Origin of the sequence: Lysinibacillus sp. Ag94, from assembly GCF_023242215.1 — a bacterium.
Taxonomy (GTDB): Bacteria; Bacillota; Bacilli; order Bacillales_A; family Planococcaceae; genus Lysinibacillus.
Genome location: NZ_CP096780.1, coordinates 4,209,273 through 4,233,643, shown reverse-complemented (window position 1 = coordinate 4,233,643; position 24,371 = coordinate 4,209,273). Strand labels below are relative to the sequence as shown.

Genomic DNA, 24,371 nt, shown 5'->3' with positions numbered 1-24,371 from the left:
AAAGACAGGTGGTTAAAATGACGATCAATACAGTATCAACAGATAAATTTCAACAATCTATTTCGCGTAATAAGCTTTTGGGGGTAGCGGGAGTAGGCTGGCTTTTCGATGCAATGGACGTAGGAATATTATCGTTCGTTATTGCAGCATTAGCAGCTGATTGGGGATTAACGCCAAGTCAGTCGGGTTGGATTGGTAGCATAAACTCAATTGGTATGGCTGTAGGTGCTCTTGTTTTCGGCGTACTTGCCGATAAAGTGGGACGTAAACAAATTTTTATGTGGACGCTTGTATTATTTTCGATTGCGAGTGGCTTGTCTGCATTTACTACTACATTAGCTGCTTTTATGACACTACGCTTTTTAGTAGGTATGGGGCTAGGGGGAGAATTGCCAGTGGCGTCGACGTTAGTTTCTGAGAGTGTAGAAGCTAAAGAGCGTGGGCGCGTAGTTGTTTTGCTAGAAAGTTTTTGGGCGGCGGGGTGGTTAATTGCTGCATTGATATCGTATTTTGTTATTCCTTCATGGGGATGGCGTAGTGCTTTATTGTTAACAGCAATTCCGGCAATATATGCAATTTATCTTCGTTGGAACTTGCCAGATTCACCACAATTTACTGTAAAGGCTGCGTCTAAGAAACGTAGAGTTATGCAAAATATTCAAGAAGTATGGTCGAAAAAATATGTACGCTCGACAGTTATGTTATGGGTGCTATGGTTTACGGTTGTTTTCTCGTATTACGGTATGTTTTTATGGCTACCGAGTGTTATGGTTGGTAAAGGCTTTGATATGATTACGAGCTTTAAATATGTTCTCATTATGACGCTTGCGCAGCTACCAGGTTATTTTACAGCTGCTTGGTTTATAGAAAAATTCGGAAGGAAGTTTGTACTTGTTTCTTATTTAATTGGTACGGCAGTAAGTGCGTTCATTTTTGGTAATGCGGAAACACTAGTAGTGCTATTAACATCTGGGATGTTTTTATCGTTCTTCAACTTAGGGGCATGGGGTGCGCTTTATGCTTATACACCAGAGCAGTATCCTGCAATTATTCGTGGAACGGGTGCAGGGATGGCAGCAGCTGTTGGGCGCATCGGTGGTATTTTTGGACCTTTGTTAGTAGGCTCTTTATTAACAGCAGGTTATGATATTGGTTTTATTTTTGCTATTTTCTGTGGAGCGATTATTATCGGTGTTGTTGGGGTAATATTCTTAGGTCGAGAAACGAAACAAATTGAATTAGAATAACAAAAATAATCATGTCTTGGATGAACTATAATCCAAGACATTTTTATTAATTGATATACATAAAAATTAGAGGTTATTAATTTTTATTCAAATATTTTTAAAAATCTGTTAAAATCACAAAATAAGGTTCGTTACTGAAAATGGGGATGACATTTGGTTAAAAAACGTATAGTACGTGGATCAATTGATTGCAGGCTAGGGGTTTATTGGTAATACCCGTGGCTACAGATGCAACCTTGGAGCGAGCTTCGCTATGAAAGCTTATAGTCGCAACGGAAATCAATTCTTGTCCTAGGTTAATTCAGCGATAAACTATTGATAATAGAACAATTTTTTGTCTCTTTTATATTAGCGAGTTAAAGCATTGAAGATTTTTCAGAAAAGTCATTGTATTCAGATTGTAATCGTGATACTGTATTTTTAACTTCTTTCAGCAATTATTTTCCGTACCGAAAGCGTAGCGACACATACATGTATTTAAACGCCCGATGAAAGAAGTTAAAGCCTTCAGCCGATTACGGATGCATTGTTTATCTAGCGAAAGCGAAGCGACAGCAGCAAATGTTTTCTGTGCGAAAGCGAAGCGACAGCAACAAATGTTTTCTGTGCGAAAGCGAAGCGACAGCAACAAATGTTTTCTGTGCGAAAGCGAAGCGACAGCAACAATTATGTCGAGGCATAATTGATCCGAATTTAGAGTCAGTAGGAAACAATCTCCGTTCGTGATAATTTCATTGAAAGAAAGGTTGTTAGAAATGAGCATTAAAGAAGAAATAGAAAAAAGATTTGTTAGGCTATCAAAAGGCCAGCGTAAAGTTGCACAATTTGTTATGAGTAACCCTACAGTTGTAATTGGTAATGGAGCAGCAGAAGTTGGTAGACAGGCAAATGTTAGTGAATCAACAGTTATTCGTTTCTGTTATGCGATGGATTTGATGGGCTATGTAGAGCTCCAGGACAAGGTTAGAAGCTATTTAATGGCTCAAAATGGTGGTGAGAGTCTTCAACCTACATATTTTTCAAGCAAGCGGGATATTCCGAGATTTGGTAAGGTGATGCAACGCGATATTCAAAATATTCAAGAGACGATTCATTTGATTAACGATAATATGCTTCAAAAAAGCTCAAAGTGGATGCATGAAGCAGAGAACGTTTATATTTTAGGTACTCGTCAAGCTGCGTCCATTGCAAATTGGTTATCGTATACAATGAAAACTTTACGTCCAAATGTAAAACAGCTTCGCTCAGAATCCGACGATATCGTACAACAAATTAACAGTATGGGAGAGCAGACAACATTAATAGTTTTTGCAGGGGACAAGTATTCAAACGACATTCAATCGATTGTAGAAATTGCCAAGAAGAAAAAAGCTAAAATTATTGCTATTACTGGTTCGGCGTTGTCTTCTATTCGGGAATATGCAAGTGCATTATTTACTCTAAGTCTGAAAAAGCAATCTTCATTGGATGTTATTCCAGTAGTATTTTCGTTTTTACATGCGCTAATTGAGGAAATGGTTAGTCAGGATAAAGCACAATATGAGAAATACCAGCAATCATATGAGCAATTAGAAAATAATTTGTTATTTTTAGATGCAGCAAGAGAGAAGCAAGTTTTCTAAACGTTTTACAACGCGTGGAAAACGAAAAATCTGGCTACACATAAAAAAGATGTCCAAATAAGTTTTAGACATCCTTGAAAAAGAAGCTTATAAAATTTTACTTAAGCTATATTCGTTAAAAAAGGTACCATTTAATTTAATAGCGTTTTGTCGGATACCTTCTTGCTGAAAATCTAATTTTTTAAACAGTTGTAAAGCACATTCATTATGTTCCATAACAGATGCTTCTAAGCGCGAAATATCCCGCTGTTTAGACCATTGTTCAACTGCTTTCATCAGCTCGGAACCAATACCTTGTCGTTGATGCTCTTTCTTAACAGCTAGGCGCACTGATGCAACATGCTTAGTTTTAGAATGTTTATAGCCATGGATAACGGCATAACCAGCAAAATTACCATTTAATATACAAAGTAAAATTGTACGGTTTTTTAATTGTTTCCAATTGCTTAAATCTTTACGAAGCTGTTGAACTGTGAGGTCCAATTCATTTTCCATGTTATACATGAAGTCAGTTTGTTGGAAAATTTCTTCTTGCAAATGAATAAAAGATCTGGCATCTGATGCTTCAATTGCTCGAATTATGTATGCAGATGGGTTTTCGTCATCTTTAGAAATATTACTCGTAGTCTTCATTTGTGTACGCGAGAAAGATACACTGGTACCGAGTTTAACATCAATGACATAGTAGCCTGCATTTGTCCATGACAAATAGTGAGAGAGAGGGGGCTTTGTTTTCTTCCACCAGCTCCTATTCAAGTAAGCTGCATTTGGCAAGGCTTGTCCCATAATGTTTTCGAGTTCGCTAAATGATAAAGTAATTTCTTGTTGTAAAGCTACTTCAAAATAATTTGCTAAAGGAATATACTTTTTTTCCATCTTCTTTGTCATCGTGATCCCCATTTCCTGTATATCCTAATATATATATAGACTACCTGATAATAGCATAAAATTATGGTTTCTTAAATATGAAAACACAACTATATATCTATTTATAGTAAATCTTTTTTATAAACTACGTATTATTATCATTAAGTGTTATAAATAGGATGTTATTAACAGATAAATATATTAAATTCATTAATAACTCATAATTGGATCATCACCAAAACATGTGGTTGATTTCCGTTCCGACTGGGCGCTTTGCCGCTGACGCTTCGCTTTCGCGCAGAGCAGAGCTTCCTGGGGGCGTCCGATGAGCCGCTTCACTCGCGTTGCTCGCTCCAGGGTCTCATCTGTGACGCTGATCCCCGAGGAGTCGCCCAGTCGGAACGAAGGTCAACTATTTACATAGTAGACGTTTTAACAAAAGTCATCTACAACTTTTGGTGATGAACATCATAATGGGTGATTTTTGTGATTGCCACCGTGAAGTGAGGTTGATTTCCGTTCATGCTGTGCGCTTTCCTCTGGGCGTCCAACTAATTCACATGACATAGATTTCGACACAAGTAATCTCCTAGAGTTTCCGACTTTTGTAGCTTCTTTTATGGTAGGGAAGGTAAGTAAGAGATCAACTATTTTATAATAGTAAATTTTAACTTCTTTCAGCGGTTGTCCAAAACATCCGCTACTGCTGCTACACTTTCGCGCAATAAACATTTGTTGATCTAAAGCCTCTGACGATTGTCACTCCTTGCCGATTCCGAACGCAATTATGCGAGGCTCAATATTGGTAGTAGATCCTTTATAGATAAACTTTCACTTTATATCATGTTTGCTCATAAGGTATGGTAAAATAAAATATAAATGTTATTGCCATTTAGGAGGAATAATTTCAATGAGTAAAGTTTTAGTTTTTGGTCATAAAAATCCAGATACAGACACAATTACATCTGCAATTGTATATGCATATTTAAAACAGCAAATTGGCGTTGATGCTGAAGCGGTACGCCTTGGAGAAGTAAATAACGAAACTCAATTTGCTTTAGATAAATTCGGCTTTGAGGCACCTCGTTTAATTTCATCAGTAGTTGGAGAAGCAGAAAAAGTAATCCTTGTAGACCACAATGAATTCCAGCAATCTGCTGATGGCATTGAAGAGGTACAAATTACGGAGGTTATTGATCATCACCGTATTGCCAACTTCCAAACGGCTGATCCACTATACTACCGTGCAGAACCTGTAGGCTGTACTGCAACGATTTTAAATAAAATCTTCAAAGAGCATGGCGTAGCAATTCCTGCAAACATTGCTGGATTAATGCTTTCTGCTATCGTTTCTGATACATTATTATTCAAATCACCAACTTGCACTGAGCAAGATGTAAAAGCTGGTGAGGAGCTAGCGAAAATTGCAGGTGTTGATGCCGCTGAATACGGTTTAGCAATGCTTAAAGCAGGCGCTGACCTTTCAGATAAATCATTAGAAGATCTTTTATCATTAGATGCAAAAGAATTCCAATTCGGTGAATATAAATCTGTAGTAGCTCAAGTAAACGCTGTCGATATTAACGATGTACTTGGTCGCCAAGAGGAATTAGAAATTTTATTAAATAAAAATGTTGCGGAAAATGGTTTAGATTTATTTTTCTTTGTTGTAACAGATATTTTAAACAATGATTCAACAGCAGTTGCAGTTGGACAAGTAGCAGAGGCTGCAGCAAAAGGATTTGGCGCGGAGCTTGTGAATAATCGCGTTCTTTTACCAGGTGTTGTATCTCGTAAAAAACAAATCGTTCCAGTTTTAACGGATGCATTGAAATAATGAGGAAAGGTTGCCTTGAAAAAGGCAACCTCTTTTTTTAATCTAGTTTTAATGAGTGTACAGCAGGACCTTCAAGAACTTCTCCTTTTGCATTATAACGAGAGCCGTGACACGGACAATCCCATGTTTCGTCGGCTTCATTCCATTTTGTTTTACAACCTAAATGCGTGCAAGTTGGTGTATTTGCGTGTTTTACATAACCCGCTACGAACTCCTTTGCTACAAATCCTCCTACCTTTAGCATTTGCATAAACTGAGCTCCAAATTTCGTGCGTGCTGGAGAATAAAGGGGTACGGCACCCTCCTCATTCCTTGCTCCTGTTATTAGGGATGATAAAATATCCCCCGCTACAAAAGAATTGGAAATTCCCCATTTTCGATAGCCAGTTGCAATGAAAACATTAGGCAATGATGGTGTAATTCTGCCAACATAAGGGACCATATCAGGTGTTTCAATGTCCTGTGCGGACCAGCGATAGACTGCCTCTTGATCGAAATGTGCCTTCATTTCATTTTGAATGGCCTCATAATAGGGTTCCGTATTAGTCGTTTCACCTGCAATATGATTAGCGCCGCCTAACACTAGATAGTGCTCGTTGTTAATAGTAGCTGTCCGAATAGAGCGAGTTGGATTATCTACGCATAAATATTGACCTTGTAGTGTATCGGTAATTTTACTAGCAACCATATAGGAACGACTATTAGAAAGTTTAAAAAGGTGAAGTCCTCTAAAGGCTTCGATTGGATAGTGTGTGCACAAAATAAGCTTGTTGTATTGAACCGACATATTGTTTTCGGTATGTAAGCTATTCTGAGGTATATTTAATTGCTGAACACGGGTATTTGTGTAGATTTTTGCGCCCATTGATAATGCTTCTTTTACAAGGAAATTACAAGCTTCTACAGGGTGTATTTGAGCCTGCTGGGACATACTAAGTGCTTTTGTAACTGGGAAGGGAAGCTCTGTATCAGAAGTAATTTTTGCCTTAATATTTAATACTTTATAGGCATTCCATTCTTTTAATAATTGGGCATAGCCTTCTTTTGTTTGGCAATAAAGCAAGGAATCTACTTGTTGAATACTTTCTTTAGGGAGTAATTGTAATGCATTCTCTACAGCTATTTGGTTGAGCTGATAATAGAGTCGTGCCTCATCAACAGAAAGTTTTTCAATAAGGTTGGCATAAACTAAGCTATGCTGTGCAGTTAATTTTCCTGTTGAATTACCAGTTGTACCATGGCCGATATGGGAATTTGCTTCAAGTAAGACCACATCTACTCCTGATTTTGCTAAGACATATGCTGTATATAGTCCAGTCAATCCTCCACCAATTATACATACATCACAAGTTGTTGATGCAGGGAGCGATGGTAGCGAAATGGGATTAATTGTTCCGAGCCAAAGAGATTGTGTCATACATAACCCTCACATTGTTTTTACGTACAGTATGTAGATTGATTTGAAAATTTATGCAATGAAGCTTAAAAATTGCCTTGCTATATTTACTATCGCTACAATGTAGCAAAGGGAGTGTGACTACTTATGAAAATTGAAATTTGGTCAGATTATGTATGTCCATTTTGTTATATCGGTAAAAAGCAACTAGAGCAGGCGATTCAGGATACGGGTTATGCAGGGCAGGTAGAGCTCGTTTATAAAAGCTATCAGCTTGACCCAACAACACCCGTGGATACGAATGTGTCTACGTATGAGGCATTGGCGAAAAAGTATGGAATGTCGCTAGAAAAAGCGAAGGAAATGACGCAAGGTGTTGTTGCTCGCGCTAAAGAAGTTGGTCTAGATTTTAACTTTGATAATTCAATGGAGGAAAATACATTAAAGGCGCATCGTCTAGTAAAATGGGCACAACAACAAGGCGATATTACAGCACTTGTCGAAGCACTATTATCCAGTTATTTTATTGAAGCAAAGCGTATTGGTCAAGATGATGTATTAATCGATATTGCTGAGCAAGTAGGTCTGAACCGTGAAGAAGTTGCAAAGGTTCTATCTAACGATGATTTTAAAATAGACGTAGAGACTGATATACAAGAAGGGCTACAGCTTGGCGTAAGGGGGGTACCGTTCTTTGTGTTAAATCGTAAGTACGGTATTTCTGGGGCACAACCTCAAGAAGTATTTGAAGAAACTTTACGTAAAGTGGCTGAGGAAGAGGGCTTACTACCAGGATTAAAGATGGCAGGCTCAGAAGATGGAGGAGTTTGTACTGATGATAGTTGTAAATTTTAATTCTGAAGGTAAGTTTTAATAGAATCTGGTCACTTTGAGAAGGAAGGCGATCTGACTATAACAACATTCAGGTTAGGACCTCGAAACACGGTACGCATATCGTGTGGCAAAGATGATTGGAATGGAGATTGGGCGACTCCTTGGGGTCAAATCGTCACAGATAAGAGCCTAAAGCGGCTCATCGGACGCCCCCAAGAAGCTTTGCTCTGTGCGAAAGCGAAGCGACAGCAACAAATGTTTTTATCCGTGCGAAAGCGAAGCGACAGCAACAAATGTTTTTATCTGTGCGAAAGCGAAGCGACAGCAACAAATGTTTTTATCTGTGCGAAAGCGAAGCGACAGCAACAAATGTTTTTATCTGTGCGAAAGCGAAGCGACAGCAACAAAACGTTCAGTTGGAATGGAAAACAACCTTACGTTATGGTGTAAATATTAAATCAACTATATTTCGGTCAAAAGTCTGAGTCTACTAACGTTGACTTTTTTCGTAAATTTTTTTAATATACTTATATATCTTGAATTCGAGATATTAAACTTTGGTTTTAAGGGAGAATTTATATAATGAATGTATTAGTAGTAAAAGCTAACAACCGACCAGATGGTATTTCAACAAAAATGTATGACACATTTATGGAAAATGTACAAGGTGTAGATGTAACGACTTTTGACGTATTTGCAGAAGATATGCCTTATTTCGGTCAAGATCTTTTCAATGCTTTTGGTAAAGTTCAAAGCGGCGAAGCGTTAACTGACATTGAATCACGTCTTTTAGCAGCAAAACAAAAAGCTATGGATGCTTTAACTGCAGCTGATGTTGTTGTATTTGCTTTCCCGCTTTGGAACTTAACAATCCCAGCGAAATTACAAACTTTCATTGACTATGTATTCCAAGCTGGTTATACATTTAAATATAATGAAAACGGTCAATTAGAAGGCTTAATGACTGACAAAAAGGTAGTTATTTTAAATGCCCGTGGTGGTTACTATTCTGCACCTGAAGCACAACCAATGGAAATGTCAGTTAACTACATTAAAAATGTTGTTGGCATGTTCGGTATGGAAATTATCGAAGAGGTTATCATTGAAGGTCATAACGCGTCACAAGATAAAGCACAAGAAATTATTGCAAATGGCCTAGAAGCGGTTAAAAAAGTAGCTCAATCTTTACAAACTGTAAATGCATAATAAAGTATTTTTTAATAAAAGTTCTCTCTAATCTGAGAGAACTTTTTTTATGGCTTTCTTAGAGGTATGGTAATGATGAAGAGGTCTAAAATATTGATATTATGGGCTTATTGTTAATTTACATTTAATAACATCACGTTGTGTGAATAACTATGAAATGATATTAATCTATCGTTTTTGAGTAAAGTGTTTTGCTATTTGGTTAAAAATACATACAATTAGGACTATTCGTTCAGTTAATAAAGCGATTAGTATAATATAATAGGAATCGTAGGAAAATATTAGATTTTTAAGGAGGGTGTTTCATGAACAAGAAATTAATGACTAAATTCTTGGCTATGTTACTTGTTCTATTCACGGTCTTACCATTTGGACTATCCGCCAATGCTGCATCAAACGATGTAACACGCGGGAATTATGTGAAAGAATTAGTAGAAAGCTTGAATGTAGAGCTAGGTGATGGTTCCAAAGTTGCCTTTACTGACGTCTCTAAGGATTTAGCCCCGTATGTAGAAAAAGCAGTAGAATTGAAGCTTATTAAAGGTAAAACTGCGACATTGTTTGGCCCAAATGATAAATTGACACGTCAACAAGCATTTGTTATTTCTGCTCGTGGATTAGTCAATGAAAACGCTCCGCTTTCTGTACTAGATCAATTTAAAGATGCAGCTCAAATTGCAACAACACATAAGCAAGATATAGCAAATGCTGTTGCTGCAAACATATTACAAGGCTTTGAAGATAACACAATTCGTCCTGATGATTATGTAACAACTGAGCAAATGCAAAGTATTATTGAACGATTTGTAGCCGAATACAAATTACCTACAACTACAACTAAAGTAGATCTTCAAATTTTAGGAACAACAGATATTCATACAAACCTTGCAAATTATAATTATTTCTTAGATACTGAATCAGCTGATATAGGTTTAGCAAACACAGCAACATTAATTGAACAAGCCCGTGCTGAGAATCCAAACACATTATTATTTGATAATGGCGATTTAATTCAAGGAACGCCACTTGGATCTTATAAAGCGTTGGAGAGCGTTTTAAAGCCAGGTGAAGTTCATCCAGCGATTGCAGCACTAAATGCGCTGAAATATGATGGTGGAACTTTAGGGAACCATGAGTTCAACTATGGTTTAGAGTTTTTAGATGAAGTATTAAATGATGCAAAATATCCAGTCGTAAATGCAAACACCTACGACGCTAAAACAAAAGAGCGTATGTATACACCTTATGTAATTCTTGATAAAGAGGTTGTCGACAATAAAGGTAAAAAGCACACACTTAAAGTTGGCGTTACAGGTATCGTACCTACGAAAATTGTTGAATGGGATGCTATTCATTTAGCAGGCAAAGTAGAAATGCAAGAACCAGTTGAAGCGGTGAAAGAGGTTGTACCAGAAATGCAAAAAGCAGGTGCAGACGTAATTGTGGTACTTTCTCACTCAGGTATTGGTGAGGATACTTACGTAAAAGGTAACGAGAACGTAGGATACCAAATTTCTGAGATTGAAGGGGTAGACGCTTTAATTACAGGTCACTCTCATTTAACATTCCCTGGTGACTATAAAAATCTTAAAAATGTTGATCAAGAAAAAGGGACAATAAACGGAGTACCTACTGTAATGGCAGGAAGCTATGGTAGCTATCTTGGAGTCATTGATTTAAAACTAGAACAACAAGGCTCTAAATGGGTTGTAGTGAATGGGCAAGGCTCTATCCGTTCTATTAAACAAGAAGGCTTACAACCATCTAAAACAGTTTTAAATGTAATTAAAGAAGCGCATGAAGGTACGTTAAAATATATACGTCAGCCTGTTGGTGAGACAACGGCACCAATTCAAAGCTACTTCTCGATGGTTCAAGATGATCCTTCTATTCAAATTGTGACACAAGCTCAAAAATGGTTTATTGAAAAAGAGTTAAAAGGTACTGCTGATGAAAACACACCAATACTTTCTGCCGGTGCTCCTTTCAAGGCAGGCTCCCGCAATAACCCTACAGATTACACAAACATTCCTGTAGGTCCGCTTGCGATTAAAAATATGGCAGACATCTATTATTACGATAATACTGTTGCAACGATTAAAGTAACAGGTGCACAAGCAGTTGAATGGTTAGAAATGGCTGCTGGTATTTTTGCAACAATTGATCCAAATAAAACGGAAGAACAAAATATTATTGACCCAGAAGCACGTTCTTATAATTTTGATGTATTAGATGGTTTAACATATCAAATCGATGTAACATCTCCGGCGAAATATGATAGTCGAGGTATTCTGAAAGATAAAAAAGCAAATCGTATTAAAAACGTACAATACAACGGTAAACCAATCGATTTAAATCAGGAATTTATCATCATTACGAATAATTACCGCGTGGGTGGTTCTTATGGTACCACATTTAAAAATACAGATGGCTCTAACATAACAAACTATGCTTATGAAAATCGCCAAGCTGTCATTGATTACGTTATGGAAAATAAAACAATTAATCCTGCTGCGGATAACAACTGGTCATTTGTACCGTTCCCAGCCAATACAAAAATAATTTACAACTCTGCTAAGGATGCACAAAAGGCCATTCCTGCAGGTAGTAATATCGAATATTTAGGAGATACTGAAGGCGGCTTTGCTAAATATTTAATTAAGTAATAATGATATGTTAAAAGGAGAGTGCGTTGTTAAACGCTACTCTCCTTTTTTTGTCGCTCAAATGCATGATAACGTGTGCCTTGAAATGACAATAGGCCAAAATCATCTTCTGCAAGCTGTCCATAATTGCGACCATTCATTTTTAATTCTAGACGATCGCCACTTTGTACTTCAAACGTTACATAGTACGATGTATAGGCACTAGAGTTACCAGAACCTCCACTAGTATTCGAACGTTTTGTTACGACTTTAGCGGGTACTGTTAATAATGGTTCATTGTTGTTTTTCGTCCATTGTAAGATATTTTTAATAATAGTAAATGCTATAATACCGAACACGATAATAAACATTATTGAAATAAAACTAGGTACTAAAGAGAATTCATCAAACCCAACCATAAAATGGCCTCCAATCTAAGAAATATTGTGCCTAAAGTCGTTATAAAGGCGGATGTTACAGAATTCAGAAGTTGTTTATCGGTAGCGACAGCTACAATTATGCCGAGGCATAAGTGATTAGTTAAATCTCTCTATATAGCAAACTTCTTATCTTCTGGTTTTCAATATATGTAGACGTAAATAAAGTTTTTTGGCGAAACCCTAGCAACAGCGACCATTGTTTAATGTCTGAAAATATCCTCATATGTCGTACAGAAAAACCAATAGTTGAATGACTAAAATCACCGTTGAAAAAGAACCAATATCTTACAAGAATAATAAAATAAACAATTCAGATATTCAATGAGTTTTTAGAAAAAATGAGAGAATATTACATTGAAAAAAGTTCATTTTGTGAATGTTTAAAATGAAACCTTAAACCGTAAGACAGTTTTGTTAAGATACACAATGGAAGGAGTCATAATAATAAAATCATGCGCATCTATATAGAAGTAAGTTGCCATTTTCATTGCAGATATTAAATGATCCTTATTCACCTCTAATTGAACGGTCACTGCTAATTTCTATGGCATAAGGGCAAAGTTAGATAAGGTACTTTAACGTTGAATCTAAATCAAATCCAAAAATGCCCATAGGTTACAATTAGTAATTAAATTAATAAAAGTAAACAAATTATTGTTAGTAAATAAGTTACTTCAAATTTACTTTTTTAAAAATAATCGTTACAATAGAGTACATAAGAGGTGAAAAAAATGAATGAGTCAAATTTATGTCCTCGTTTAGCTAAAGCAATGGATTTAATTGGGAAACGCTGGACAGGGCTAATTTTATATCAATTATTAGACGGACCACAGCGCTTCAATGAAATAGAATCTTCATTACCTGTAAGCGGCCGTTTATTATCCGAACGTTTAAAAGAGCTAGAAAAAGAAGGGCTTGTTGAACGAAAAGTATATTCAGAGGTACCGGTACGTGTTGAGTATTCTTTGACGGATAAAGGTTGGGCATTAGAAGGAGCAATTCGTAATATCGAATCATGGGCATCGAGTTGGCTTTAATTTTGTGATGGCTATCTCGAAATTTTTGATGGATAGATAAACATTGGACATATGTAATACTAATGACTATGAATTTTCTATTCATCATCTCTGCTGGGACTCTCGCTACCCGTTAAGGCGAGAAAAAAGAACCTTCATTTTACTTGTCAAATTGGGGTTCTAAATCCATACTAGTGTAGAGTAAGAAGGACGTTAGAAAGGAATTAGCTCTCATGACAAAAGAACAATGGGCAGCGGATTTAGCACAGAGCGTTAATCCGGCCAATATTAAGTTAAATGAATCATTACAGCAATATACTATGACAAAATTAGGCGGTAAAGCGGATGTTTTCGTTCTCGTTGAAACTGAGGAAGAGGCAGCAACAGTTATTCGCTATGCCCATAAGAATAATATACCTTTATTAATGTTAGGTAATGGATCTAATATGGTCGTTCGTGATGGCGGTCATCGAGGGATTGTTGTTACATTTTCATTTTTAGATGAGATTCGCATTAATGGTGACCATGTTTACGCGCAAAGTGGTGCGCTTATTAAGGATGTATCAAAACTGGCTGCGGCAGCATCTTTAACAGGTTTTGAATTTGCATGTGGTATCCCCGGTTCAGTTGGGGGAGCTATGGCAATGAATGCAGGTGCTTATGGCGGTGAAATTAAGGATATTATTATTTCTTCGAAAGTATTAACAAAAGAAGGCGAAATTTTAATATTATCGAAAGATGAACTTGAACTTAGTTATCGTCATAGTATCATTGCGAAGAAGGGGTATTATGTATTATCATCAGAATTTCAATTAGCAAAAGGTGTACAGGAAGAAATTGATGCAAAAATTGCTGATTTAACGTTTCAGCGAGAATCTAAGCAACCGTTAGAATACCCATCTGCAGGAAGTGTTTTTAAACGCCCACCAGGTCACTTTGCTGGCAAGCTTATTCAAGATAGTGGCTTACAAGGAAAAGGCGTAGGTGATGCAGAAGTATCAACGAAGCATGCAGGCTTTATTGTTAATAAAGGTAATGCAACGGCTACTGACTATATTGCAACAATCCAAATGGTACAACGAGTAGTGAAAGAAAAGTTTGGCATCGACTTAGAAACAGAAGTAAAAATCGTTGGTGACGACTTATAGGATACTACGCCCTTCGCTAATAGTGGAGGGCGTTTTTTTGAGGAGTGAAACAAAAAAATGAAGTTTATATCATGGAATGTTAATGGAATTAGAGCCTGCCTAGGAAAAGGGTTTTTAGATTTCTTCAATTATGTAGATGCAGATTTTTTCTGTATTCAAGAAACAAAGTGTCAGGCTGAACAAGTGGAGATTTCTCTTGAGGGATATGAGCAATATTGGAATTATGCAGAGAAGAAAGGTTATTCAGGTACAGCGATCTTTACAAAACATACCCCACTTGCAGTACGTTATGGTGTTGGTGACGATGAATCGCAGGGAGAGGGCAGAATTATTACACTAGAGTATGAAGATTTTTACTTAGTGAATGTTTATACCCCGAATTCACAGCGTGATTTAGCTAGACTACCTCTTCGTTTAGAGTGGGAGGATCGATTAGCGTTATATTTAAAAGAGTTAGATTGTAAGAAGCCTATAGTCTACTGCGGTGATTTAAACGTTGCACATATGGACATTGATTTAAAAAATGCGAAGTCTAATGTTGGTAATTCAGGTTTTACATATGAAGAACGTGAAAAAATGACGGAGCTATTGGTAAGTGGTTTTGTAGATTCATTCCGCTACATGTATCCAGATACAACAGATCACTATACATGGTGGTCTTATATGAATAAAGTACGCGAGCGTAATATCGGATGGCGTATTGACTACTTTATTGTTTCTGAGAGACTAAAGAACAACATAAATGAAGCTAGCATTCATTCACATATTATGGGCAGTGATCATTGTCCGATTGAATTACAGCTAAATAACTAGGTTTTAAGAATCGTATTTTCTAAAAGGAGATACGATTTTTTTTACTGCAACGCAATTAATGACACCTGCTTTAAAGAAGTTACTTTTTAAAGGATTTGAAAGCGGGTAAAAGAATATATTGCAAAAAGGGGGGGCAGGATATGAGAAAGTTTACGTGGAAAAAGTGGCTACTGGCTATAGCGGGATTTTTAGCTGTAGTAGCTATTGTTGCATTTATTGGATTTACATGGTTTATGAATAAATCAAAACCGGTAATTGATGGAGAGCTTTCGTTGAGTGTGCTAGATGAAGATGTAACTGTCACAAGGGATGACAAGGGTATCCCTCATATTTTTGCAAAGACAGATGCAGATTTGTATCGTGCACAAGGCTATGTTCAAGCGCAAGATCGACTGTTTCAAATGGATTTAGCGCGAAGACAAGCTAGTGGTCGTTTGTCGGAAATAATCGGTGAGGCAACTATTGATACTGACAAACATTTCCGAACGTTTAGCTTGCGTGAGGCAGCTGAAAAATCATTATCTATCTATGATACAGAAAGTAGACAGGTACTTGAGTGGTTTGCAGATGGCGTCAATGCTTTTATTACACAGGCTAAGGAAAATAATACATTAAGCTATGAATTTGCATTACTAGGCTACGAACCGGAGGAATGGTCCGTTGTAGATTCTCTTACTATTGGTAAATATATGGCCTATGATTTAGGGGGTAATTGGAATACGCTTGCGTTCCGTCATTGGGCTTTACAAAACTTTGGTGAAGAAAAAGCTAAAGAATTATTTATAAAGTATCCTGAAAACGCTTCATCTATTATTACGGCAAATAAAGACAATCCCGTAGCAGTGGCAGGGCATTTTAAGACAGAGCTGTTGCCAAATGAATTTAACGGCAGTAATAACTGGGTTGTATCGGGGAAGAAAACAAAAAACGGTACGCCAATTTTAGCAGATGATCCACATTTAGGGCTGAGTACACCATCTATTTGGTATCAAATGCATCTGCAATCTCCTGAGCAAAATGTGAGTGGCGTAATTTTTGCGGGTGTCCCGGGCATTATTTTAGGTCACAACGATAACATTGCATGGGGTGTAACAAATGTTGGACCTGATGTACAGGATTTATATATTGAAATACCTAATCCGAATAATCCGACACAGTTCCGCTATGATAGTAAGTGGGAGCAAGCAGAGGTGCGTAATGAACCGATAAAGGTAAAGGACGGAGAAACGGTAGATTTTAATGTCGTTGTCACACGTCACGGTCCAATCATGACTGATTTAGCTTTTAAAGATACGGAGCCTACAGCACAGTTTTCGATGCAGTGGACGGCACTGCAACCAACGACAGAACTTCGTGCAGTGTTAGGCTTTAATAAGTCAAAATCCTGGGGTGAATTTGAAAAAGCATTAGAGGATTTTAAGGCACCTGCTCAAAATTTCGTTTTTGCATCAAAGGATGGCACAATTGCGTATAAAGCGAATGGTCAAATTCCGATTCGTAAACAAGGGGACGGGCAACTGCCGGTACCAGGTGATTCTAGTGACTACGGGTGGGAGGGCTTTATCCCGTGGGATGAGCTTCCGACTGTAGTAAACCCAGATGAAGGCTTTATTGCAACAGCGAATAATGAAGTTATTGGGGAAGAATATCCTTATCATATAACAGATTTCTGGGCACAGCCTTATCGTTTTGAACGGATTAAGGAAGTTTTAGCGGCGAATGACTCTTTAACGGTGGAAGACATAAAGAAATTACAAATGGATCAGCATAACTTATATGCTCGTGAGTTTTTACCCTATTTATTAACATCAATAAAAGCACAAGATCAGAATGGGAAATATAAAGATGTAATTAAATTATTAGAGAATTGGGACATGGTAGATGCAAAGGATTCAGGGGCGCCATTAGTTTTCCATACATTAATGGAAAAGTTACAGGAAGTGTTATTTAAGGATCAGATGCCAGAAGATATGTATGAATTAATGTATGGGAAATTTAATATTACAGACCAGCTTTTACGTACAGCTTATGCCGGTAAGAACAGCATATGGATTGATGAGCAGGGTGGTGTAGATGCAACAGTTTACAAGGCGTTAGAGCTCACTGTCGCACAAATAGAAGATCAATTCGGCAAAAACGTATCAAAATGGAAATGGGGTAACTTCCATCAGCTTACCTTTGACCATACATTAGATAAAGCTTCACCGATTCTTGCAGCATATTTTAATGCTAAAAAGATTCCTATTGGTGGTTCAAAGGTTACTGTTCAGGCTGCTGATAATGACTTAGCTGGAAATGTTAATCATGGCGCATCATGGCGCTTTGTTGTTGACGTTGGCGATTTAAGTTCAGCCTATCATATTGTTGGTCCCGGACAGAGTGGACATGTAAAATCAGCATGGTATCAAGATCAAGTAATGGATTGGGCTAATGGAGATTATCATCAAACGTTTGTGAGAAAAGAAGATATTAAAGGTAAGACGTTGCGATTAAAAGCCAAATAGGGTGAATGGCTATAAGAATTAAATGCGTTTTTATATTATGACAATAAAAATTCCTTTCTATTTTCGAGTAGAAAGGAATTTTTTTGTTTTAAATGGGTTTGAAACAATTTAATTGAAGTGCTAGATTTTTTACTTGTATATATAGATATTTTCTAAAGCTGTGATATAAATCATTTACATTCAAATATTCATTTGAATATGATGGAATATTATGTTATATTGAAAACAATCAAACAAACATTTGAATGAGGTGATGAAAAAATGGCAAAAGAAGTATGTGAAATAACACATGTTCATGAAGAAGCTGTCATCAAGGTACAACAGCAAATGCCAGATCTATCAGGTGTAGCAAAATTTTTAAAGGCAATATCTGATGAAACAAGACTTAAAATTGCGTATGCCTTAACGGTCAAAGCTGAATTATGTGTTTGCGATGTTGCTTCCATTATCGGCTCTTCAGTAGCAACGGCATCGCATCATTTACGATATTTGAAAGATAATAATTTAGCGAAATCATATCGGAAAGGAAAGCAAGTGTACTACTCTTTAGCTGATGAGCATGTGTATCAAATTGTAACGATTGCCTATGAACATGTGAAAGAGGGGATTGTAAATGACAGCGACACCAACTAAACAAGAATACAGGCTACAAAACTTATCCTGCGCAAGCTGTGCAGCTAAATTCGAAAAAAATGTGAAGGCTATTCCCGAAGTCCAGGATGCACAAGTGAATTTTGGTGCTTCTAAAATAATGGTTATTGGTAATATTGACGTTGATCAGCTTGAAGAAGCAGGTGCTTTCGATGGCATAAAAGTTTCCCAATCAACAGTAAGAACCATTGAAAAATCAACACCTTTTTATCGAAAAACAGAAAATATATTAGCTGGAATCTCCTTGCTATTCATAGTACTAGGATATGTGTTTGGAGCAATGCGAAGTGAAACTGAGCCACTCACTATTGGGATGTTTATTATCGCGATTCTAGTTGGAGGAATTGGCATTTTCAAAACAGGTTTCCGCAATCTAGCGCGCTTTGAATTTGATATGAAGACGCTGATGACCATTGCGGTAATTGGTGCAGCCATTATAGGAGAATGGGAAGAAGCCGCTGTAGTTGTCTTTTTATTCGCTGTAAGTGAAGCACTTGAAGCGTATTCAATGGATAAGGCGCGTCAATCAATTCGTCAGCTAATGGATATAGCTCCACCAACAGCAACGATAAAGCGAGCACATGGAGAACATTTCCATGAGATGGAGTTACCAACGGAGGAGATTGAGATTGGTGACATTTTAATCGTTAAACCTGGTCAGAAGATCGCTATGGACGGAATTGTAGTTAGTGGATTGTCAGCAGTGAATCAGGCTGCGATAACAGGTGAATCTATTCCGGTCAGTAAAACAGTCGATGACGAAGTATTTGCAGGAACATTAAATGAAGAAGGTGCCCTAGAGGTTCGTGTGACAAAGCGAGTAGAGGACACAACAATTGCTAAAATCATTCATCTAGTTGAAGAAGCCCAGGCAGAAAAAGCACCTTCGCAGCAATTCGTTGATCGCTTTGCGAAATACTACACGCCTGCAATTATGATTGTAGCTTTACTTGTAGCTGTTATCCCTCCTTTATTTATAGGTGATTGGCAACATTGGATTTACCAAGGATTAGCTGTCCTCGTTGTAGGCTGTCCATGTGCATTAGTCGTTTCTACACCAGTTGCTATTGTTACGGCAATCGGGAATGCAGCTAGACAAGGTGTTCTTATTAAAGGCGGAATTTATTTAGAGCAACTTGGTCATATTGAAGCAATAGCATTTGATAAGACAGGAACACTTACAAAAGGTCAACCTGCTGTAACGGATATTTTTACATCGCAAAATATGTCTAAGGATTATGTTTTACAGCTAGTAGCGGCCGTTGAAAAGCAATCACAGCATCCATTAGCTAAAGCAATTTTACAGGCATTACATGAGGAAAATTTAACAGAACTTAAACCAACAGACTTTCAATCCGTAACAGGAAAGGGTGCCTACGCAACAGTAGACGGTCAAATAATCTATGTAGGAAGCTTAAAATGGATTGCTACATTAACGACTGTTGATGAAATGGTAAAAGAACAGGTTGAAAAACTTCAACAACAGGGGAAAACAGTTGTAGCAGCTGTTAGTAATAATCAGTTTATAGGAATGATTGGTATTGCTGATCAATTACGACAAGAAAGTAAAGAAGTGTTGAATAAATTAAATGGTTTAAAAGTGAAACATAAAGTTATGCTAACAGGTGATGCAAAGCCAACAGCACAGGCAATTGCAACTTCCTTAAATATGACAGATGTGCGAGCAAGTTTATTACCAGCAGAAAAATTAATGGCCATTAAAGATTTACGTGCGCAGTATGGTGCAGTAGCGATGGTAGGAGATGGTGTTAATGATGCACCTGCACTTGCCTCAGCCGATGTCGGTATTGCAATGGGAGGTGCTGGGACTGATGCAGCACTAGAAACTGCGGATATCGCATTAATGGGTGATGATTTAACGAAGCTACCTTATACGATTGGCTTAAGTAGGAAAACATTACGCATCATAAAAGAGAACATTATATTTGCCTTAGCCCTAAAATTAGTTGCTTTGTTACTCGTTATCCCGGGATGGCTAACATTATGGATTGCGATCTTTGTAGATATGGGTGCTACGTTACTAGTTGTGTTTAACTCATTGCGATTAATCAAAACTAAGAAATGGTGAATAAGATATAACCTGAAGGAAGGGTGTAGGAAATAAAATCATTCTAAGGAGCTAGTAATTTGTTTTGATATAGATGCTACTAGCGATTCTTGAAAAAAAGCTTCGTTAACGTTATTATGGTTTCAGGAATAATGTAACAATTAAATAAAAATGAGGCGAAGGTTTGAATATGTCAGATCCTATTTTAGTAAATGTTACAGAGGAAATTGTACGTGGTTTAGTAAGTTTTCTACTACGAGGACCGGAATATCAAACATTTTGTAAATGTGAAATCTGTGAACTTGACACAGTGGCACTTACACTAAATGCATTGCCTAGCAAGTATGTTACATCTATGGAAACCCGAGATGAAGCATTTAGAATGATGAATACTCCTGAAAATATTGAACGAATCAATAAAGAGATTATTCATGCATTACATGTGGTAAATAAGCATCCTCGACATAAGGAAGAGCCAACTTCTATATGAAGTTGGCTCTTCATGTTTTTAAAAACTATTGAGTCAATAGAGTATCTTTTACGGCAAAGCGAGGGTGGATTGCCGTCCCAAGCTATTTGCTTTCCAGTGGGGAAGTGACTGACCGGTTCCTCCGCTATTATTGCCGCTGCCACTTCGTTCACATTCCGCCTTCGCGACTAATTTGTTGCTGTCGCTGCGCTTTCGCACAGATAAAACTAATTGTTGCTGTCGCTGCGCTTTCGCACAGATAAAACTAATTGTTGCTGTCGCTGCGCTTTCGCACAGATAAAACTAATTGCTAATGTTTCGTTTTATCTCAATAAAATAGAGTAAAATGCCAGAAAATAAACGCTATGTGTATAGTTGATTGTAGTGGAGACTGGGCGCTTTGTTGCTGACGCTTGGCTTTCGCACAGAGCAGAGCTTCCAGGGGGCGTCTGATGAGCTGCTTTACTCGCGATTTTCGAAAATGATGAGTACCCAAAGTGTTCACTTTTGAAATGCAAGAAATTTATAATAGCGCTACACTATTGTTGATTGGAGTGGAAGGCTACTCGACTCCCGTGGGAAAGCGAGACAGGCGAGACCCTGCACAGAGCGCAGCGGAGGAAGCGGCTCGACGCTCGCCCACAGGAAAGCGAGTAGCCTGGAACGGAAATCACCCCCTTGCTTTGCATAAAGCATACTTTATTTTAAAACGATACCTTAATTTCATCGCCACAAATTTTCCAACTAAACGGAAGCCAACATATGAAGTTGGTTCTTTTTAGGTTGCACAAGTATTGTTTTTCTGGCATATGTATTTTCAGTTAACTTTTAAGGCAAGCTTGTAGTAAACTAGAGAGTAAGAAAAGGAAAGAGAGGGAAAAGGATATGCCAACACCTAGTATGGAGGACCATATCGAACAAATATACTTATTAATCACAAATAAAGGGTATGCTCGTGTGTCTGACATTGCTGAAGCATTATCTGTTCTTCCTTCTTCTGTTACAAAAATGGTTCAAAAATTAGATAAAGATGGTTATTTAGTTTATGAAAAATACCGTGGCCTTACATTGACGCCTAAAGGAGAAAAACTTGGAAAACGTCTTGTACTGCGCCATGAGCTTCTAGAGCAATTTTTGCGAATCATTGGTGTGGATGAAGAGCGAATTTACGATGATGTTGAAGGAATTGAACATCATTTAAGTTGGAATTCAATCGATCGAATTGCGGATCTTGTGCAAGTAATGGAAGAAAATCCGGACATCGTTAAAAAACTAGAGGCATCTAGAACACATCATAATTTCTAAAGGTTTTGTGAAAATGATGGTAAGAGGGAAAGGAAGACAATATGAACGAATTAAAATCAGGTGAAGTTGTTACGTTAACTGTTTTAGAACAACAAGCATCGAAATGGATCTTAACAAATGGAGTTGACGAACTACCCTTAAATGCTTCAGAGGTAACAGAGCCACTTGCAATAGGTGACCGCCTTGAAGTATTTTTATTTGCGGATCGTCGTGGCGATTTAGCAGCTACAACAGCTATTCCGGCTTTCGTACAAGGGGAATATGGCTGGGCTCGAGTGCTAAAAGTAGTCGAGCGCGAGGGGGCTTTTGTAGATATCGGTACTTCACGCGAGGTGCTAGTAAAAGCTGAAGATTTACCTGCAATAAAAGAGCTTTGGCCAGCACCAGGCGACCATTTATTTATGACATTACGCACAGATCGCAATGGTGATTTATTTGGACGTTTAGCAACTGAAGAAAAAATTTCAGAATTATATGAAGGTGCATTTGAAGAAATGCACAATAAAAACATTAAGGCGCGTCCATATCGTTTATTACCAGTGGGCTCATTTTTATTAGGTGTGGAGATCCCGTACCGTATTTTTGTTCATGAGTCAGAGCGTAATGCAGAACCTCGTCTAGGACAAGACGTAGAAGTTCGTATTATTGATGTGAAAGATGATGGTTCAATGAATGGATCACTTTTACCACGTAAACATGAGCGTCTGTCAGATGATGCACAAAGAATTTTAAATTATCTACAAGAGGTAGGGGGCAAAATGCCATTTGGCGATAAATCCTCACCTGATGAAGTGCAAGAAATGTTTAAAATGAGCAAAGGTGCATTTAAACGAGCGTTAGGTACGCTTATGAAAGCTGGTAAGGTAAAACAGCAGGACGGTTGGACAGAGGAAATTTAATTTCTTTCAGCAATTATGTAGCGAAAGCAAAGCGTCAGCTATAGTTGTTTTATGTAACGGCAGTTACAATTGTTTTTGTTACAAGATAAAATTAAAGAAAATGACGAGAGCTGCTGAAACCTTCTCGTCTTTTTTTCGTACTAATTATTGCCTACCTTCTTTTAGTGTGAGATCAACCATCTGCTCCAAAGAAGGTCAAGCCTCTGGCGGATGTCGCGAAATCGGAAAGAAATTCTTTTTGCAGGCATAAAGCCGAATCCGGACGCATTGTTTATCTGTAGCGAAAGCGAAGCGACAGCGGCAAGGATGCCGAGGCAGAATTGATTGGCAAATATTATACAGGCCAATGAGTTTTCTAACGAAAGGGGTCACACAATTTGAAAAACACGTGGATAAAAATACTAACAGCGACTATGTTAGTATTTGGCGTGATGGCGCCATCAACAAGTTTTGCAGCTGATAATACGCCACCTAAAGCAATTGATGAAAAACTAGGAGCACCAATCGTCGTATACGGTGCAAACTTATCAGAGACTGAAAAAGAGTCTGTTAAAAAGTCATTAAAAGTCAATGAAGAGCCTGAAGTTGAAGAAATAACAGTTTCAGGTCAAGACTTAGCCAAATATATTAAAGATAGTAATTCTAGCTCTCGTATGTATTCTTCTGCCAAAATTACGCGCAAAAATGCAGGAGAAGGCTTAGTTATTGAAATTGTTACACCGTCAAATATTACACAGGTTACTTCTGAAATGTATGCAAATGCCATGCTAACTGCAGGTATTGAAGATGCAACAGTACAGGTTGCTGCGCCTAAGGCAGTAACAGGCCATTCAGCGCTAGTGGGAATATATAAAGCTTACGAAGTAACAACAGGTGAAAAGCTAGATACTGATCGTACAGATGTTGCAAATGATGAACTATCAGTAGCAACTACTCTTACGCAATCGGCAGGCGTGGATGATGCTAAGGTTGCGGAATTACTAACGGAAATCAAAAAAGAAATTGCAGAATCGAAGCCAGCAAGTAAAGAAGAAGTTGAAAAGATTGTGCAAGAGCAATTAAACAAGCTTGAAATTAATTTAAGTGACAAGGACCGTCAATTACTAGTTGATTTGATGAATAAAATTAGCAAACTAGACATTGATTTTGGTAAATGGTCTAAACAATTAGATGATATTAGCAATACAATTAAAGATAAATTTGGATCACTGATGGAAGATAAAGGATTCTGGGAAAGTGTGAAAAATTTCTTTGCTAATTTAAAAGATACAATTGCGTCCTGGTTTAATTAATTAAGAAAAGAATCTGTAACACTTTCTCTAGATTACTAGAGAAAGGTAACAGATTCTTTTATTTTCATAGGTGGCTTTTTAGTGTTACGTATAAAAGAGCTATGTTACTATG

General features: G+C 37.5%; 19 protein-coding genes. 16 read left to right on the top strand and 3 right to left on the bottom strand.

The annotated features are described in order from the left end of the window. Positions 1-17 precede the first annotated feature (17 nt). Together MY533_RS19995 and MY533_RS19990 are read left to right on the top strand one after the other, a co-directional pair. A complete protein-coding gene (locus tag MY533_RS19995) occupies positions 18-1,247 on the top strand; it encodes an MFS transporter (protein ID WP_248717311.1) in 1,230 nt (409 codons plus the stop codon). A gap of 755 nt (positions 1,248-2,002) precedes the next feature. Further along, positions 2,003-2,869 carry a MurR/RpiR family transcriptional regulator gene (locus MY533_RS19990; RefSeq protein WP_248717310.1) on the top strand — a complete coding sequence of 289 codons (867 nt, stop codon included), beginning with the start codon at positions 2,003-2,005 and terminating at the stop codon, positions 2,867-2,869. 87 nt (positions 2,870-2,956) lie between these two features. On the opposite strand, the gene MY533_RS19985 is transcribed toward MY533_RS19990, so the two are convergent. Then, a complete protein-coding gene (locus tag MY533_RS19985) occupies positions 2,957-3,757 on the bottom strand; it encodes a GNAT family N-acetyltransferase (protein ID WP_248717309.1) in 801 nt (266 codons plus the stop codon). Positions 3,758-4,646: 889 nt separating this feature from the next. Between MY533_RS19985 and MY533_RS19980 the strand changes: the two genes are divergently transcribed. Next, positions 4,647-5,573, top strand: coding sequence for a manganese-dependent inorganic pyrophosphatase (locus MY533_RS19980; RefSeq protein WP_132361553.1), 927 nt, complete (start codon positions 4,647-4,649; stop codon positions 5,571-5,573). A 37-nt stretch (positions 5,574-5,610) separates the two neighbouring features. On the opposite strand, the gene MY533_RS19975 is transcribed toward MY533_RS19980, so the two are convergent. Further along, a complete protein-coding gene (locus MY533_RS19975; RefSeq protein ID WP_248717308.1) occupies positions 5,611-6,990 on the bottom strand; it encodes an FAD-dependent oxidoreductase in 1,380 nt (459 codons plus the stop codon). A gap of 126 nt (positions 6,991-7,116) precedes the next feature. On the opposite strand from MY533_RS19975, the gene MY533_RS19970 reads away from it, so the two are divergent. From MY533_RS19970 to MY533_RS19960, 3 genes are all read left to right on the top strand, one after another. Then, complete coding sequence (locus tag MY533_RS19970) at positions 7,117-7,824, top strand: DsbA family oxidoreductase (RefSeq protein ID WP_248717307.1); 708 nt, start codon at positions 7,117-7,119, stop codon at positions 7,822-7,824. Between the two features lie 561 nt (positions 7,825-8,385). Next, positions 8,386-9,009 (top strand): FMN-dependent NADH-azoreductase, encoded by a 624-nt coding sequence (locus MY533_RS19965; protein ID WP_132361560.1) that lies wholly within the window; start codon positions 8,386-8,388, stop codon positions 9,007-9,009. Positions 9,010-9,314: 305 nt separating this feature from the next. Then, positions 9,315-11,675, top strand: a complete 2,361-nt coding sequence (locus MY533_RS19960; protein WP_248717306.1) for a bifunctional 2',3'-cyclic-nucleotide 2'-phosphodiesterase/3'-nucleotidase — start codon at positions 9,315-9,317, stop codon at positions 11,673-11,675. 29 nt (positions 11,676-11,704) lie between these two features. Here the strand turns inward: MY533_RS19960 and MY533_RS19955 are convergent, their stop codons facing one another. Continuing rightward, complete coding sequence (locus MY533_RS19955) at positions 11,705-12,073, bottom strand: DUF2500 domain-containing protein (protein WP_248717305.1); 369 nt, start codon at positions 12,071-12,073, stop codon at positions 11,705-11,707. 752 nt (positions 12,074-12,825) lie between these two features. On the opposite strand from MY533_RS19955, the gene MY533_RS19950 reads away from it, so the two are divergent. The 10 genes from MY533_RS19950 to MY533_RS19905 all read left to right on the top strand — a co-directional run bounded on the left by MY533_RS19950 (position 12,826) and on the right by MY533_RS19905 (position 24,259). Continuing rightward, positions 12,826-13,131 (top strand): winged helix-turn-helix transcriptional regulator, encoded by a 306-nt coding sequence (locus MY533_RS19950; RefSeq protein ID WP_142508525.1) that lies wholly within the window; start codon positions 12,826-12,828, stop codon positions 13,129-13,131. Positions 13,132-13,343: 212 nt separating this feature from the next. Then, the gene (murB, locus tag MY533_RS19945) at positions 13,344-14,258 is read left to right on the top strand and encodes a UDP-N-acetylmuramate dehydrogenase (protein WP_132361568.1); all 915 of its coding nucleotides are present in this window, start codon (positions 13,344-13,346) and stop codon (positions 14,256-14,258) included. 57 nt (positions 14,259-14,315) lie between these two features. Beyond that, complete coding sequence (locus tag MY533_RS19940) at positions 14,316-15,071, top strand: exodeoxyribonuclease III (RefSeq protein WP_248717304.1); 756 nt, start codon at positions 14,316-14,318, stop codon at positions 15,069-15,071. Positions 15,072-15,211: 140 nt separating this feature from the next. Further along, positions 15,212-17,575 carry a penicillin acylase family protein gene (locus MY533_RS19935; RefSeq protein WP_248717303.1) on the top strand — a complete coding sequence of 788 codons (2,364 nt, stop codon included), beginning with the start codon at positions 15,212-15,214 and terminating at the stop codon, positions 17,573-17,575. Positions 17,576-17,836: 261 nt separating this feature from the next. Beyond that, positions 17,837-18,208, top strand: coding sequence for an ArsR/SmtB family transcription factor (locus MY533_RS19930; RefSeq protein WP_248717302.1), 372 nt, complete (start codon positions 17,837-17,839; stop codon positions 18,206-18,208). Then, complete coding sequence (locus tag MY533_RS19925; protein ID WP_248717301.1) at positions 18,189-20,315, top strand: heavy metal translocating P-type ATPase; 2,127 nt, start codon at positions 18,189-18,191, stop codon at positions 20,313-20,315. Before MY533_RS19930 ends, MY533_RS19925 begins: the two co-directional genes overlap by 20 nt. A 169-nt stretch (positions 20,316-20,484) precedes the next feature. Next, positions 20,485-20,784: a late competence development ComFB family protein gene (locus MY533_RS19920; protein ID WP_371873368.1), complete on the top strand. Its 300-nt coding sequence runs from the start codon at positions 20,485-20,487 to the stop codon at positions 20,782-20,784. 864 nt (positions 20,785-21,648) lie between these two features. Then, positions 21,649-22,068: a transcriptional regulator MntR gene (gene mntR / locus MY533_RS19915; RefSeq protein ID WP_132361580.1), complete on the top strand. Its 420-nt coding sequence runs from the start codon at positions 21,649-21,651 to the stop codon at positions 22,066-22,068. Between the two features lie 41 nt (positions 22,069-22,109). Continuing rightward, positions 22,110-22,967: a CvfB family protein gene (locus MY533_RS19910; RefSeq protein WP_132361582.1), complete on the top strand. Its 858-nt coding sequence runs from the start codon at positions 22,110-22,112 to the stop codon at positions 22,965-22,967. 377 nt (positions 22,968-23,344) lie between these two features. Further along, positions 23,345-24,259: a DUF1002 domain-containing protein gene (locus tag MY533_RS19905; RefSeq protein ID WP_132361584.1), complete on the top strand. Its 915-nt coding sequence runs from the start codon at positions 23,345-23,347 to the stop codon at positions 24,257-24,259. Positions 24,260-24,371 lie beyond the last annotated feature (112 nt).

Coding starts and splice junctions, on each gene's coding strand:
- MY533_RS19995 (WP_248717311.1), top strand. CDS start 18: ATGACGATCAATACAGTATCAACAGATAAATTTCAACAATCTATTTCG.
- MY533_RS19990 (WP_248717310.1), top strand. CDS start 2,003: ATGAGCATTAAAGAAGAAATAGAAAAAAGATTTGTTAGGCTATCAAAA.
- MY533_RS19985 (WP_248717309.1), bottom strand. CDS start 3,757: ATGACAAAGAAGATGGAAAAAAAGTATATTCCTTTAGCAAATTATTTT.
- MY533_RS19980 (WP_132361553.1), top strand. CDS start 4,647: ATGAGTAAAGTTTTAGTTTTTGGTCATAAAAATCCAGATACAGACACA.
- MY533_RS19975 (WP_248717308.1), bottom strand. CDS start 6,990: ATGACACAATCTCTTTGGCTCGGAACAATTAATCCCATTTCGCTACCA.
- MY533_RS19970 (WP_248717307.1), top strand. CDS start 7,117: ATGAAAATTGAAATTTGGTCAGATTATGTATGTCCATTTTGTTATATC.
- MY533_RS19965 (WP_132361560.1), top strand. CDS start 8,386: ATGAATGTATTAGTAGTAAAAGCTAACAACCGACCAGATGGTATTTCA.
- MY533_RS19960 (WP_248717306.1), top strand. CDS start 9,315: ATGAACAAGAAATTAATGACTAAATTCTTGGCTATGTTACTTGTTCTA.
- MY533_RS19955 (WP_248717305.1), bottom strand. CDS start 12,073: ATGGTTGGGTTTGATGAATTCTCTTTAGTACCTAGTTTTATTTCAATA.
- MY533_RS19950 (WP_142508525.1), top strand. CDS start 12,826: ATGAATGAGTCAAATTTATGTCCTCGTTTAGCTAAAGCAATGGATTTA.
- murB (WP_132361568.1), top strand. CDS start 13,344: ATGACAAAAGAACAATGGGCAGCGGATTTAGCACAGAGCGTTAATCCG.
- MY533_RS19940 (WP_248717304.1), top strand. CDS start 14,316: ATGAAGTTTATATCATGGAATGTTAATGGAATTAGAGCCTGCCTAGGA.
- MY533_RS19935 (WP_248717303.1), top strand. CDS start 15,212: ATGAGAAAGTTTACGTGGAAAAAGTGGCTACTGGCTATAGCGGGATTT.
- MY533_RS19930 (WP_248717302.1), top strand. CDS start 17,837: ATGGCAAAAGAAGTATGTGAAATAACACATGTTCATGAAGAAGCTGTC.
- MY533_RS19925 (WP_248717301.1), top strand. CDS start 18,189: ATGACAGCGACACCAACTAAACAAGAATACAGGCTACAAAACTTATCC.
- MY533_RS19920 (WP_371873368.1), top strand. CDS start 20,485: ATGTCAGATCCTATTTTAGTAAATGTTACAGAGGAAATTGTACGTGGT.
- mntR (WP_132361580.1), top strand. CDS start 21,649: ATGCCAACACCTAGTATGGAGGACCATATCGAACAAATATACTTATTA.
- MY533_RS19910 (WP_132361582.1), top strand. CDS start 22,110: ATGAACGAATTAAAATCAGGTGAAGTTGTTACGTTAACTGTTTTAGAA.